Below are 13,398 nucleotides of genomic sequence, written 5' to 3' on the forward strand. Positions count from 1 at the left end.
CGAATGCCGCTTTATTGACCATGTGGTACAATTTGTGCAAGCCCCTCGCCTGCAGCGGTCTGTTGATGATTGGCCTCGTCTCTCTGCAACAGATCGACCGCGATTCCAGCTGCAATTGCGGCCGGTTGCTTCGATCGTATCTGCGAGATCCCGACAGGACAGGCCATTGTTGAAATTAGACTGTCGCTTAGTCCCCTTGATTTCAGTCGTTTCTGGAACCGGGTTCGTTTGGTCTTGGAGCCGATGACCCCGCAATAGGCGAACCTTTGCAGAAGCAAGGCTCGTGCCATTATTTCTTCATCGAGCGCGTGTGAGTGGGTCATGGCCAGAACGAAGGCACCTTCCGGAGCATCAGCCAGGACAACCGTCGGCTCTTCGACACATATTTTTGTGACGTTGCCCGGCACCGGTCCGGGAAACTGGTCCGCCCTGCTGTCAATCCAGGTCACCTTGAAAGGCAATGGAGCAAGCGCGAGAATCAGCGCTTTGCCAACATGTCCGGCTCCGAACACGTAAAGAGGGCGGTGAGCGGCACCAAATTGCTCGATCACGAGCGTGGAATTCGTGTCGCTGTTCCTTTCGATGGCAAATCGTTGCGACGGCAGCTTCGTATGGATTCGGCGTTTGCCGATCTTCCCATCGCTGAGTTCAGACACTGTCGAGAAGGGAGTACCTGACGCTTCCAGTTCAGAAAGTCGGCAAGCTTCATTCAATGCTTCTTGAGTTAAGACCTCGATTGCCAACTCCACCCGTCCGCCGCAGCACTGGCCGAGATCCGGCCCGAGAGAGACAGAACGAAGGAAAAAAGTCGGTTCGGCTGCATTTGCCGCAGCAGCGGCCTGTCGTATGGCCTCAAGTTCCAGAGTACCGCCTCCGATGGTTCCGTGGAAACGCATATCCCCGTCGACAACCATGCGAGCACCGAGTTCTCTGGGGGTGGACCCTTCGGCGCGAGCCACAGTTACGAGGGCACAGGCGCCGCTGCTCTTCAGACAGTCAACTATGTGCCCCCAGACCCTCATGACCCGGCCTTTCTCCTGCGCAGGTCCTGAACGGCGCGCATAATGGATTCGGGTGTTGCAGGCGCGTGAAGGTCCGGCACTTCACCCGGGTTCAACGAAGCAACCGCATCTGTGATCGCGCAGAAGACCGCATTGGCCAGCATGACCGGCGGTTCCCCGACTGCCTTTGACCGGTAGACCGTTTCCTTCGGGTTACCGGAACTTTCATAGAGCTTGACGCTGAAGTCTTCCGGCAGATCGGACGCCGTCGGTATCTTGTATGTTGACGGAGCATGTGTGCGCAGCCGCCCCTGTTCGTCCCATACCAGTTCCTCGGTCGTCAGCCAGCCCATACCCTGTACAAAGCCCCCCTCGATTTGACCCATATCGATTGCAGGGTTCAGCGAATGACCGACGTCATGAAGTATGTCCACGCGGTCGACAGTCATCTCGCCGGTCATGGTGTCGATGGTTACTTCCGCACAGGCTCCGCCGAAGGCGAAGTAATAAAACGGTCGTCCGGTGACACTTTCCCGATCCCATGTAATGCCAGGCGTCGCGTAAAAACCTGCATGGGACATCTGAATGCGTGCCATATGGGCGTGCTTGGCAATTTCGGACAAGGCAAAGCTCTGATCGCCGACAATGACCTTGTTGTCGCCGAAATGCACCGCCTCGGGACCACATTGATGCTGTTCGCAAAGGAACTCGATCAACCTGCCCTTGATGACTTGCGCAGCGTTTTTGGCAGCCATTGCGTTCAGATCGGTTCCGGAGGAGGCTGCGGTCGGACCGGTGTTCGGTACCTTCGACGTGTTGGTCGCTGTGATCACAACCTTGTCCAGGGACACTCCGAATTCTTCGGCCACAACCTGTGCAACCTTCTGATAAAGGCCCTGCCCCATTTCCGTGCCACCGTGGTTCAGGTGAACAGAACCATCGGTGTACAGATGCACCAGCGCACCGGCCTGGTTCAGATGTTTGAGAGTAAACGAAATCCCGAACTTAACCGGGGTCAAAGCCAGTCCCTTTTTCAAAACGGCGTTGTTTTCATTGAACTCTCTGATCTCCTCACGCCGTCGCCAATAGCCTGAACTTTCTTCCAGTTGCGAAATGAGGTCGTGCATCACCTCCCATTCTTCGACCGGCATTCCATACGGTGTCAGGTTCCGCTCGCCGTCGTAGAAATTGAGTTTGCGCACCTCGAGCGGGTCTTTGCCGAGTTTGATCGCGATGGCATCGATCAATCGTTCGGCCGCGAGCATACCCTGAGGGCCGCCAAACCCCCTGAATGCCGTGTTTGAGCAAGTGTCCGTGCGCAACCTGCGCGAGCGGATCAGAGCGTCCGGGTAGAAATAGCTGGAATCGGAGTGAAACAACGTCCTGTCATTGACACCTAGGGAAAGGTCAGCCGAATAACCGCAACGCGCAAGGAACTCCATGTCGACGGCTCTGATCTTGCCGGATGTGTCGTAACCGACTTTCCAGTCGACTTTAAAGTCATGCCGCTTGCCGGTCATGATCATGTCGTCATCGCGGTCCAGGCGAAGCTTGCAGGTTCTGCCGGTCTTCTGCGCCGCAAGCGCTGCCAGGCTTGCCCATTGGTTTGCTTGCGATTCCTTGCCGCCGAAACCACCGCCCATGCGGCGGATTTCCGCTGTGATCGTTGCGTCCGGAACGCCAAGAACCTTGGCTACCGTATGTTGAACCTCGGTCGGGTGCTGCGTGGATGTATGAACCAGCATGCCGCCGTCTTCCTGAGGCAACGCCATTGCGATTTGCCCTTCGAGGTAGAAGTGCTCCTGGCCGCCAATGAACATCGACCCGGAAAGTACTTCCTCCGAAGCCTGCATACCGGTTTCAGGCGACCCTCTGCGAAACTGGTAGTCAGGCAAAACCGTGGTGTCAGCGTCAACCGCGTCTTCAGGTGTCAGGATGGGCGTGATCGGCGTGACGTCAATTTTTGCCTTGAGTGCGGCCTTTCGGGCAGCTTCCCGTGTTTCTCCGACAATCGCAAAGACAACCTGGCCGAAAAACAGGATTTCTTCCTCAGCAAGAACCGGATCTCCGCCGAATGCCGACGAACAGTCGTTGATTCCTTTGATATCATCTGCAGTCAGTACTGCGACGACGCCAGGTGCCTTTTCGACGTCTTCAAGATTCACTGACTGAATTCGCCCACGAACAGCCTGCCTGGACCATCCCGGCACGACATGAAGAGTTCCCATCGGCTCGACGATGTCGTCGATATAGGTGGCCGTACCGCGGACGTGTTTTTCGGCACTGTCATGGGCCAAGGGCTTGCGGACATGTTTCAGAGACATGTCCATGTTTTTCTGATCAAGCGGCGCGGTCATGGTCAGCCTCCCGCTTTGCAAGCACCCGCAGGTCTTCTGCCGGTGTCCCGCTGACCTCCATGAGCGCCTTGGCAAGAAGGGCGCGAGCCGTTTCCATGCGGTACTCCGCGCTGGCACGCATATCGGTCATTGGAGTGAAATCCGTAAGGAGCGACTGCATTGCGGCTCCCCACGTTGCCGGGTCCTCCAACGAGGCCCCTTTCAACGCAGCCTCGGACCCATTCGCCCTTTTCGGAGTGCCTGCCATTCCGCCATATACGATGCGGGCATCGGTAATGATGTTGTCATCGACCGTGAAACGGAACGCTCCCATCACCGACGAAATATCCTGATCGAATCTCTTCGAAATCTTGTAGCAGCGAAACACCTGACTGCCGGTAAGGCGGGGTACGAAAAGGCCGGTTACGAATTCGTCCTCTCCCCGGTCCTGTTTGCCGTAGTCGATGAAAAAATCTTCCAGGGGAAGCGCTCGCGAGCCTTCGGCTGACTGCAATTCGAGTGTCGCGCCGAGCGCTATCAGCGCCGGGGGTGAATCTCCGATCGGAGAGCCATTGGCAATGTTGCCTCCTACCGTTCCGGAAGCACGAACCTGCTTCGATCCGATGCGCTTCCACAATTCGCCGAGATCGGGAGACAACCTTGTCATGGCAGCTTCCGTAGCCTCGAAGGTCGCCGTTGCGCCGATAAGAACGCCACTCGGACTTTCTTCTACGCGATCCAGCCCCTGAATGCGGCCCAGCCAGATCATCTTTGGAAGTTCACGCAAGTGCTTGGTGATCCAAAGTCCGACGTCTGTAGCCCCTGCAACAAGCGTTGCGTCGGGGTGCTGGCCGTAAAAGGCAGCCAATCCATCCAGTGTCGCCGGTGCAGAAAAGAACATGCTGCTGTCGCCGATGAAAATGTCTCGGCTATCAGCGAGCTCTTGCAACCTTTCCCGGGTCTGGTTCGCGCGCCATGAAAACACATCGTCCACGGTCTCGAAACAGGCGTCCAAAGCAGCTTCCACGATTGGTCTGTAGCCTGTACAGCGACAAAGGTTTCCAGCGAGCCACTCAATCACGGTCTTGCGAGATTTCTCTTTCGAGTCTGCATGGTAGAGCGTGAACAACGTCATCACGAAACCCGGCGTGCAGAAGCCACACTGAGATCCGTGAAACTCGACAAGGGCATTTTGCACCGGATGAAGCTTTTCATCTTGCGTCAGGTCTTCGACGGTTACGAGTTCGGCACCATCGATCATCCCAAGCAATTGAATACAGCTGTTGATAGGCTGATAAGTAAGCTTGCCGTCTACCAGCCGTCCGATGGCAACAGTGCAGGCTCCGCAATCCCCCTCACCGCAGCCTTCCTTGGTGCCAACTTCCCGACGGCGAAGCCTCAGGTAATCGAGAACCGTTTCGGTCGGGCCGACGTTTTCCAGCTCGACAACTTCACCGTTTTTGAGAAATCGAATTGTGTCCCGCATTGCTCAGCTCCCCCTGTAGGTCGAATACCCAAAGGGCGAAAGGAGCAACGGTACGTGATAATGACCGTCAGGCTCTGCCATTCCAAAGCGGATCGGAATAACGTCCAGAAAAAGCGGTTCGGGGAGTTCTTGACCGGTGCCCTTCAGGTAGTCGCCCGCGTGGAACCTCAATTCGTAGGTTCCAGTTCGAAAGTCCGGACCGGCAAGGATCGGTGCCTCGACCCGACCGTCATCATTGGTTTCGTGCGAGGAAATGTGCTCGGGGTTTTTGCCCTGAGACCAAAGTTCGATTTTCAAGCCTTCAGCAGGCTTGCCAAGAGCGGTGTCGAGTACGTGCGTTGTTAAACGCCCCATCTGTTTTCTCCCTCGCGCGGCAAAGTGCCGCAAACCGTTACGAAAAATGTGCCTTAAAAAAGTCTGGATCCAAAGCGCTCATTTGAGAACTCAATGATGCCTATTTGGCATCAAGTGAAGGAAGATGATCCTTCAGGGCGAGCACTGCATGGTCGAAAAACATTCCAGGAGCAAGTGCAAGAGCGCGCAAGGAAGAGGTTACCACACATAATCTGTCAGCCTGAAGTGGTGCATCCGAAAGTGGTTTGAAGACCAGCGCGCCTGAAGCCAGATCCTCTTCGCAGCCGATCAACGTTTGAAAACCGATAACCTTCTCCTCCCTTGCCAGTGCTCGCATCAGGCGCAGCGAGTTCGCTTCGACATAAGTTCTGGAGGCTCCGGGAATATGTGCTCGCACCAAGTCGATCCTCGTACGCAGAGACAGGCCTTCGGCAGGCAGAGCAACCGGGAACTTCAAACAGTCCTGGAGGCTCAGTTTCCTCTCCCCGGCAAGCGGGTGATCTGGCGTCATGAGGGCACCGATAACCAGATCATGGTGGAATGCGATTGTCAGCGCCGACGTTTCAGGCGGGTCGAAGGTGAAGCCGACGTCCGCTTCGGCTGCCTCGACTTTTCTGGCTGCTTCCTGTGAGGAGGAAATCGAAACGTTCACATGAATGCCGGGATAACTGCGGCGAAAACTGCTGATGACAGCAGGCAGAAGCTTTTCGGCTACGCTTTCCACCGAGGCGATGGAAACGGTACCTCTGCGCAAGCCTTTAAGCGCATCCAGCTCGGCAACTGTGCCCTCGAAATCCGAATAAGTCCGTCGGATATGAGCAAGCAGCAATTCTCCTGCTTGCGACAGCCGAATGCGTCTGCCCACCCGGTCGAAGAGCTGCATACCCAGTGCTTCTTCCAGCCAAAGGATCTGGCGATTGACGGCAGATGAGGCAACATTCAGCTCACGCGAAGCCGCCCGAATGGATCCAGCTTCAGCCGCAGCCAAAAAATAGCGCATGGCTGGGCTGTAAAGATTTCGAGACAGTTCCTGTACCCGGCTTGAAAGCATCTTCTAGCGACACCCTACGGGATCAGAATGGTTGCGCCGGTGGTCTTTCTACCTTCCAAGTCCTGATGAGCCTGAACTGCATCGGCGAGCCGATATTCCTGATTGATCTCGATCTTGACGGCTCCGCTGCGGACAACGTCGAACAGATCTCCGGCGGTCTTTTCCAGCGCTTCCCGGGTGGCGACATAGGTGAAGAGCGTTGGCCGTGTGGCAAACAGCGATCCCTTTTGAGCCAAAAGACCCAAGTTGAAATCGGTGATCGGGCCGGATGACTGTCCGAAGCTGACCCACATGCCGAGTGGTTTCAAGCAATCCAGCGAGCCGGGATAAGTATCCTGTCCGACGGAATCGTAAACGACATCGCAGCCCTTGCCGTCGGTAATCTCCTTCACCTTTTCGGCAAAGTTTTCGGTCCTGTAGTTGATCACGTGCTGATAACCGTGAGCCTTTGCAAGTTCGATCTTTTCATCCGAACCGGCAGTGCCGATCACCGTTGCACCCAAGTGGGCTGCCCACTGGCCGGCAATCAGGCCGACACCGCCAGCAGCAGCATGGAAGAGCAGCGTTGTTTCCGGTCCGACCCTGAAGGTCTGGCGCAGCAGGTATTGCGCGGTCATGCCCTTCAGCATCATGGCTGCGGCCGTCTTGTCATCAACCCCTTCAGGTATCACGACCAGTTTGTCGGCTGGAACAATTCTTTCCTGCGCGTAAGCGCCGAGCGGCCCCACATAAGCAACACGGTCGCCGGGGCTGACATGCGTCACACCTTCTCCGACAGTCTGAACAATCCCGGCACCTTCATTTCCCGGGGAAAACGGCAGTCCATCCGGGGCCGGATAAAGTCCGGATCTGAAATAGGTATCGATGAAGTTCAGGCCGATAGCCGTGTGCCGGATCCGAGCTTCTCCCGGTCCGGGCTCGCCGACTTCGACATGTTCCCAGCGCATCACCTCCGGTCCACCGGTCTCGTGCACACGAATTGCCTGAACCATTATTTCCTCCCCGAGGTGATTGAATGTTTGTCGAATCTGCGTTGTGGCGGTCGGCCCTGGCAAGAACAGTAATGATTTCAACGCCTGCCGAAAAGACCACAGCGAAATAGAAATCCGAACCGGAGACGTTCGTCTCAAGTCTGATATCGATGCTGTAGGTCAGATGAGGCAGCGGTTGTCGCACCTGAAGCCGTCGAAACCGGACGCTTCAGGCAAGTTCGAAACAGAAGAACAATACTGTGTGGTGCAGCGAAGTCGAAGCGACGTTGAGAAAACGCTGCTCCAGTCAGTCGACCCGGTCCAGAAGCTGCTGCACGGCAGACACGGAGAACAGGTAGAGACTTGCTCCCGTGAACACGATCGCGGAAAGACCGTTCAATGACATTTCGTCCAAAATGGCATAGGCGGCCATCCCCATCCACAAAAGCGTAATGGGCAACGTGATTGCACGCCACCGACGAACCCTTACCGGGTGAACGAACCTGATTGGTGCAAAAGTCAGCGCGCAGCACAGTAGCACCGTGATGATCGTGAAGAGTTCAGACGGTGACAGGACCATCAATCCGAAGACAACCATGTTCCACCCGGCGGGGAATCCCTTGAAGGAACCATCAGGCGTCTTCATGCCGTTATCAGCAAAGTAGAGTGCGCCAGTGAATACAACGAGACCACCGCAGATCCAGTTCCACGGTTGAGACAGCATCAGGCTCCAGGAAAGCGCAAATGCTGGCAGGAACACGTAAGTTGCGTAGTCGATGACGAAATCAAGCGAGGCACCTGACCATCGAGGCAGGCGTTCGGCTACATTGAAACGGCGTGCAAGTGGCCCATCAATACCGTCGACGAAGAAAGCCAGGCCCAGCCAGGCGAACATCTCGGCCCAGTTCCCCTGCGCACCTGCCAAAAGCGCGACCAATGCGATCGGTGCTCCGAACGCAGTCAACACATGGATCAGGAATAGAGCGGGTTCCGGCGCCTCTTTGCCTGGCGTTATGTCCGTCACGGGATTTCCTCACAACTGATAGATCGGGGCGCGATAGTAATGCCGCGTTATCGCATGGGTGAAAATCTACCCATCCCTTGCCAAAGACCTCTTCGGCGATGGCGCTGACTATTATTGCAATCGTATGACAGTGTGAACCGAAAAAACAGTCCTTGTCGCGATTCTGTAAGTTTCTCACAAAGCAGCGCCATTGAACAGGATGACTGTTGTCAGAAATGCTGCCCATGAAATCAGAAAAACACCTATGGCTACGGGAAAGATTCTGCTGGGAAATGTCTTTTCAAGGGCCATCACAGCACCCAGCAGCGCAATCCAGACGATGTTCATCAGTCCGACAGCGAACATGACGGTCATAACTGCCCAACAGCAGCCCAGGCACGCCCATCCCTGCACCAGACCTTCGCGCAGCCCGTTTGTCATGCGATTGGAACCGGTATCGACGGAAAAAGACCACCGAGGGTACCAGCATCGCTGCAAACAGGCACGTTTGGCAGGAGTAAACTGGTAAAGACCTGCGGCAAAAAGGACAGAGGTCGTCAGTGCCAGGCTGACCGGTGCCATCATGTCGTTCAACCCGCCTATCCTGGAAAGCAACCATTGAAACAGCGTTGCAACCAGAGCATAGCCAAGCCAGACAAGAAGATAACCGAAGGCCACCATGATTGCCGGCAGGGCCATTTCCATTCGGGAGCGCTCAGGCGCACTGATTTGCAAAGTGTATGCACGCAGCATCGGTGATGCGCTCGGAAGCATCATTGCCAATGCCATCATCGCCCACATCAGAAAAATCTTCGGGAGATCCGGAATGGTCATTTCCGGGCCGGGCATGCCAAATGTGGACCCCGCAGGGAGGCACAACGCTGCCAATGCAGCCCTGGCTTCAGCAGAGAGCCCTTTGAAGATATTGAACTGATTGAATATTCCCATTCCCGGGCCGGCTTCGGTCATATCCATTGCCGGTATCATGTCCGCAACCATCGCGGCCAGATATGCCCATCCGGCAAGGCTCAGGAGTGCAATTGTCACGAGGACCAGCGGCCAGCCGCTCGTGCGTGCCGCTTCGGTTTTCGAGGAGCCTGCTGATGGATTTGTGTTTGTTACCGTTGTCATGTCCAAAGAATGTTAAACCGTCTGGGTCATCTACTACGACAACCTAATCGAACTTGTCGTTGGAGAGTTTGATTTCCCGCATGTTTTGGTTTGCGATCAAATATATATGAAAGGTGAGCAGGAAGCAGCTGCGTGGTTTCGTCCCGTTGAATTCCGAGATCATTCGAACAATTTCTCTATTAGAGAGAAATCCATCCAGGTCAGTCACATGCCTAAATCGAAAAAGACCGAATTATTTGATGTCGCCGTTGTTGGAGGCGGTCCTTCTGGTCGTATAGCGGCACTTTCATTTGCCCAGCAAGGACTGAGGACGGTTCTTCTGGCCCCCGCTGCTTCAAGAATTGACGGCAGGACCACGGCCTTGTGGCAACAGTCACTTTCTCAGCTAGAGGATCTCGGTGTCTGGCAGGACATTAAGGGTAACGCGGCACCTTTGCGAAAAATGCGCATGATTGACGACACCGGTCGTCTGATCCGTGCCCCCGAGGTTGTTTTTGACAGTGCAGAACTTGGACTTGAGGAGTTTGGTTTCAATATCTTGAACAGTGAACTTAATGTTGTTCTTGAAGAAAAATGCAGTTCACAGCCAAACCTCGAAGTGGTCGAGCAAAGCGTAAGTGCAGTGAACTTCGGATCTGAGCAAGCCGTGCTTGAAACCAGCGAAGGAAAAAGTGTTAACTCGCGACTGGTTGTCGCCGCTGACGGGCGCAATTCTCTTGTTCGAGAAAGTGCGGAGATAGACGTCAATACCTGGACGTACCCTCAGGTAGCGGTTGTGCTCAATCTTGATCACCGGCTGCCTCACCAGAATGTTTCAACGGAATTTCATACACCGACCGGACCGTTCACGCTTGTTCCCCTGCCAGGCCGACAGTCTTCACTTGTGTGCGTTGAAACCAAGGACGGCGCGCAAGGTCTCCTCGCAATGGCAACCAAGGAATTGGAAAGTGAACTGGAGCGCCGGGCCCACTCGATCCTGGGGCCCTTCAAGATCGCATCTAAGGTCCAGAGTTTTCCACTTTCGGGCATGACAGCCAAGAATCTGGTGGCACCACGTTTGGCACTTGTCGGGGAAACGGCGCATGTGTTTCCACCCATCGGCGCACAAGGCCTCAATCTGTCGTTGAGAGACATATCCGATCTTGTAAACCTTGTGGCGAAGGCAAAAGCGAAGCAGCTCGATATTGGTAGCCAAGCGGCATTGGCACCCTATGAAACCAAACGTTACAAAGACATTCGATCCCGAACAAATGCTGTCGATGCCTTGAACAGATCGTTGCTGACCGGTTTCCTGCCGGTCCAGATGGTGCGCAGCACCGGCATGTATCTGGCCGGAAAGGTCGGACCGTTCCGCAGATTGCTGATGCGCGAAGGCATGGCGCCCGGAAGCGGCTTTCAGCTGCACAAATAGAACCCCAACAGGCCTATTTTGATTGAGGTTTGCGTTTTCTGGAGTGGTAGGTCAGCGCCATGGCGATCATGTGCCGAACCGCTTGCTCGGGAAACGGTTCTTCCAATTTGAAGTGGACACTTCTGTCACCTCCAAAGGCCAGTTCGGGGAATAGTGTCCTCCAGTCCGACACCAGGGAAGACTGACAGTTCACATAGAGCGCGTAATCTCCTAGGGCCGACTTGTCCCTGTCTATGCGAACTGTCGTTCCGGATTTTGGTCGAACCGTCAGGTAGCTTGGTTGCCCCCATTTCAAGGTCTCTTCAAGCTCACCGACTTCGGCGTTTTCCTCCGCCGTTTCAAGGATGATCTGCCGTAAAGTCGCCAGGGCGCTTCTCAGTGCCTCAGGATAGCTGTCCAGCAGGGCGAGAACCGCCGGATTTCCTTTCATCGCTTTTTGCCCTCCAGCTGTTGAGTACCATATTCCGACCGCGAACGGGCAGTTTCAGCGCCCGACCTGTCAAGTCGGCAGGTACCCTGTGGTCAGTGCCCAGATGAATGCTGTGACAGTCACGATTGAGACAGCAGTTCCAACAAGAACGAAACTCGAAGCTCTTTGGACATAAGTTCCGTATTGTTGAGCAATGACAAACACGTTTGTTGCCGGCGGCAAACACGACATGAGAACCGCTGTTGCCACCCAACTTGGATCAAAGCCGCCAAGCCACATCAAAAGCGAAAAAATAAGCAGTGGGTGAACGACAAGCTTCACCATCAAAACAAGCGGCAATTCCGCGGAAAAGCGACCAATAGGCCGCAACGCGATACTAACTCCCATCGCGAACAGGGCACATGGTGCAGCGGCATTGCTGAGGTAGAGCAACAGAGTGTCGATTGCTTGAGGTGGGCGAAACTCCAAAGCAGCCGCAAGGACACCGGCGATTGTCGCCAGAATGAAGGGGTGCGTAAATATTCGAAAGCCGATCTGTTTCAGCGTGCCGGCAATTGTGTCGTTCTCGGTTCCCGCTAACGCCATTAACAGCGGAGCAAGAATGAACATGAGAGCGTTGTCAAAGGCCAGAATAAGTGCTGTTGGAACGGTGGCCTGCTCTCCCAGAACTGCAAGGGTGAGTCCGGGCCCCATGTATCCGACGTTCGAATACGCTCCGGCGATGCCCAGTATCGTGGATTCGCCAATGCTACCCTTCGTTGCCACCACACCGATGCAGAACGAAATCGCGAACACAATGTATGTTGTGAATGTTGTGGCCGCTACAAAAGAGACATTCGCAAGTTGCTCAAAGGGCGTTTCTGAAAGAAGTCGGAAAAACAATGCAGGCAATGCCAGGTAGATAACGAAGAAGTTCATCCAACTCAGGCCTGCCTCCGGCAGATTTTTCAGTTTTCCGGCCCCGAATCCCAGAAGGATCAGGCCGAAAAACGGTAGTGCCAGAGTAATGACGTCCTGCATTCGATTCCCGATATTTATAGTGACGACAAGCGTGAACGGTGCGATGTGCTCAAGGCGCTTGCATCTTGCGCCTTGCTTGGCTAAGGACGCGTGACACTGAGGTCAGCATGTTGAACTGCATTCCAAGCAGTTCTGAAGCCACATCGCAAGGGCCCTTTCATCAAGACCCGGTCGGAGATTGCTTTTCCTGAGGGAAGGCGTTGAAAACTGAGAGCACACCACGTTTATGTCGCGAAAACTAAGACAGCGTAACCATCCCAAACTCACGGTCTTTCAGAACCGTGTGGAAGGGATAGCTCTCAAAGCTGCAATACGGCTGTTCAGACTTATTCCGGTGGATATTGCGTCTTACGTGATGGGATCGTTCTGGCGGCGACTGGCTCCTCTCAACTCGCGCCACAAGCGCGCACTTCACCATCTTGAGATGGCGTTCCCGGAGATGAGCAAAAAGGAACGCGAACAGATTGTTCGAGGCATGTGGGACAACCTTGGAAGGGTTGCCGCAGAAACGTTTCATATCGATCGCCTTCTTAAGCAGGACTTTCGCTTTGATATCGATGCTGATGAAATGACCCAGTCGGTGCTTAACGGTGAAACAGGTTGCCTGTTCGTTTCGTTTCACAGCGCAAATTGGGAGCTTTGCGTTCAACCTGCCGTTCGCCAAGGTGTTGAAATAACCGGTGTTTACCAAGCGCTTCGAAATCCAAAAGCCGACAAGGCGCTGAGGTCGCTCCGCCAGGATCTTTACAAAGGCGGACTTTTGTCAAAGGGACACCAGACGGCACGAAAGATCCTCAGCACACTCAAGAGTGGCGGTGTTGTCGCAATGATGGGCGACCTCCGCGAAGCAAGGGGCGTTCAGGTTCCCTTCTTTGGTCACCCGGCCTACGCAAATCCTGTTCCTGCTTCCCTCGCCCGGTCCTGCAATGTGCCAATTGTGCTTGGGCGCGTTGTTCGAAAGAAAGGCGTGCACTTTCACATAGAAGGTCGTGCAATTTCAGTTCCTGAAACCAATGATCGCCAGGACGATATTGAAAGAGCGACCGCTGAAATCCATGCGGTCTTCGAAGCATGGATCCGCGAACATCCCGAGCAGTGGATGTGGATCCATAAGAAATGGGCGCCCCCCGGTAAGAATGCGGCGGACAAACATGCCAGACGTGCTGCCGCCAAAGTCAATGCCCCCAAAGTGGACAGCCCGTGA

Annotated in this window: 12 protein-coding genes; 2 read left to right on the forward strand and 10 right to left on the reverse strand. The window is 54.8% G+C overall.

All coding sequences use genetic code 11. The features are described from left to right. Positions 1–11: 11 nt before the first annotated feature. The 8 genes from xdhC to ABLQ08_RS15460 all read right to left on the reverse strand — a co-directional run bounded on the left by xdhC (position 12) and on the right by ABLQ08_RS15460 (position 9,333). The gene (gene xdhC, locus ABLQ08_RS15425; protein ID WP_352943828.1) at positions 12–1,022 is read right to left on the reverse strand and encodes a xanthine dehydrogenase accessory protein XdhC; all 1,011 of its coding nucleotides are present in this window, start codon (positions 1,020–1,022) and stop codon (positions 12–14) included. Next, positions 1,019–3,358, reverse strand: coding sequence for a xanthine dehydrogenase molybdopterin binding subunit (gene xdhB / locus ABLQ08_RS15430; protein WP_352943829.1), 2,340 nt, complete (start codon positions 3,356–3,358; stop codon positions 1,019–1,021). Before xdhB ends, xdhC begins: the two co-directional genes overlap by 4 nt. Beyond that, the gene (xdhA, locus tag ABLQ08_RS15435) at positions 3,342–4,823 is read right to left on the reverse strand and encodes a xanthine dehydrogenase small subunit (RefSeq protein WP_352943831.1); all 1,482 of its coding nucleotides are present in this window, start codon (positions 4,821–4,823) and stop codon (positions 3,342–3,344) included. Before xdhA ends, xdhB begins: the two co-directional genes overlap by 17 nt. 3 nt (positions 4,824–4,826) lie before the next feature. Beyond that, positions 4,827–5,177: a hydroxyisourate hydrolase gene (gene uraH, locus ABLQ08_RS15440; RefSeq protein ID WP_352943833.1), complete on the reverse strand. Its 351-nt coding sequence runs from the start codon at positions 5,175–5,177 to the stop codon at positions 4,827–4,829. A 100-nt stretch (positions 5,178–5,277) separates the two neighbouring features. Next, entirely contained in the window at positions 5,278–6,177 is a 900-nt protein-coding gene (locus ABLQ08_RS15445) for a LysR family transcriptional regulator (protein ID WP_352943835.1), read from the reverse strand. A 65-nt stretch (positions 6,178–6,242) separates the two neighbouring features. Beyond that, positions 6,243–7,220 (reverse strand): quinone oxidoreductase family protein, encoded by a 978-nt coding sequence (locus ABLQ08_RS15450; protein WP_352943837.1) that lies wholly within the window; start codon positions 7,218–7,220, stop codon positions 6,243–6,245. A 286-nt stretch (positions 7,221–7,506) separates the two neighbouring features. Then, positions 7,507–8,223, reverse strand: coding sequence for a CDP-alcohol phosphatidyltransferase family protein (locus tag ABLQ08_RS15455; protein ID WP_352943839.1), 717 nt, complete (start codon positions 8,221–8,223; stop codon positions 7,507–7,509). A 174-nt stretch (positions 8,224–8,397) separates the two neighbouring features. Continuing rightward, positions 8,398–9,333 carry a DUF2182 domain-containing protein gene (locus ABLQ08_RS15460; protein WP_352943841.1) on the reverse strand — a complete coding sequence of 312 codons (936 nt, stop codon included), beginning with the start codon at positions 9,331–9,333 and terminating at the stop codon, positions 8,398–8,400. Between the two features lie 208 nt (positions 9,334–9,541). On the opposite strand from ABLQ08_RS15460, the gene ABLQ08_RS15465 reads away from it, so the two are divergent. Next, positions 9,542–10,744 (forward strand): UbiH/UbiF family hydroxylase, encoded by a 1,203-nt coding sequence (locus tag ABLQ08_RS15465; protein WP_352943843.1) that lies wholly within the window; start codon positions 9,542–9,544, stop codon positions 10,742–10,744. Between the two features lie 13 nt (positions 10,745–10,757). On the opposite strand, the gene ABLQ08_RS15470 is transcribed toward ABLQ08_RS15465, so the two are convergent. Together ABLQ08_RS15470 and ABLQ08_RS15475 are read right to left on the reverse strand one after the other, a co-directional pair. Continuing rightward, the gene (locus tag ABLQ08_RS15470; RefSeq protein ID WP_352943845.1) at positions 10,758–11,174 is read right to left on the reverse strand and encodes a DUF1801 domain-containing protein; all 417 of its coding nucleotides are present in this window, start codon (positions 11,172–11,174) and stop codon (positions 10,758–10,760) included. 69 nt (positions 11,175–11,243) lie between these two features. Further along, positions 11,244–12,194, reverse strand: a complete 951-nt coding sequence (locus ABLQ08_RS15475) for an AEC family transporter (RefSeq protein WP_352943847.1) — start codon at positions 12,192–12,194, stop codon at positions 11,244–11,246. 226 nt (positions 12,195–12,420) lie between these two features. On the opposite strand from ABLQ08_RS15475, the gene ABLQ08_RS15480 reads away from it, so the two are divergent. Further along, a complete protein-coding gene (locus ABLQ08_RS15480; RefSeq protein ID WP_352943849.1) occupies positions 12,421–13,398 on the forward strand; it encodes a lysophospholipid acyltransferase family protein in 978 nt (325 codons plus the stop codon).

It is taken from the genome of Roseibium sp. SCP14, assembly GCF_040329475.1.
Taxonomy (GTDB): domain Bacteria; phylum Pseudomonadota; class Alphaproteobacteria; order Rhizobiales; family Stappiaceae; genus Roseibium.

Bases quoted from the DNA above. Each gene is read 5' to 3' on its own strand.
- xdhC (WP_352943828.1), bottom strand. From the start codon at position 1,022: ATGAGGGTCTGGGGGCACATAGTTGACTGTCTGAAGAGCAGCGGCGCC.
- xdhB (WP_352943829.1), bottom strand. From the start codon at position 3,358: ATGACCGCGCCGCTTGATCAGAAAAACATGGACATGTCTCTGAAACAT.
- xdhA (WP_352943831.1), bottom strand. From the start codon at position 4,823: ATGCGGGACACAATTCGATTTCTCAAAAACGGTGAAGTTGTCGAGCTG.
- uraH (WP_352943833.1), bottom strand. From the start codon at position 5,177: ATGGGGCGTTTAACAACGCACGTACTCGACACCGCTCTTGGCAAGCCT.
- ABLQ08_RS15445 (WP_352943835.1), bottom strand. From the start codon at position 6,177: ATGCGCTATTTTTTGGCTGCGGCTGAAGCTGGATCCATTCGGGCGGCT.
- ABLQ08_RS15450 (WP_352943837.1), bottom strand. From the start codon at position 7,220: ATGGTTCAGGCAATTCGTGTGCACGAGACCGGTGGACCGGAGGTGATG.
- ABLQ08_RS15460 (WP_352943841.1), bottom strand. From the start codon at position 9,333: ATGACAACGGTAACAAACACAAATCCATCAGCAGGCTCCTCGAAAACC.
- ABLQ08_RS15465 (WP_352943843.1), top strand. From the start codon at position 9,542: ATGCCTAAATCGAAAAAGACCGAATTATTTGATGTCGCCGTTGTTGGA.
- ABLQ08_RS15470 (WP_352943845.1), bottom strand. From the start codon at position 11,174: ATGAAAGGAAATCCGGCGGTTCTCGCCCTGCTGGACAGCTATCCTGAG.
- ABLQ08_RS15475 (WP_352943847.1), bottom strand. From the start codon at position 12,194: ATGCAGGACGTCATTACTCTGGCACTACCGTTTTTCGGCCTGATCCTT.
- ABLQ08_RS15480 (WP_352943849.1), top strand. From the start codon at position 12,421: ATGTCGCGAAAACTAAGACAGCGTAACCATCCCAAACTCACGGTCTTT.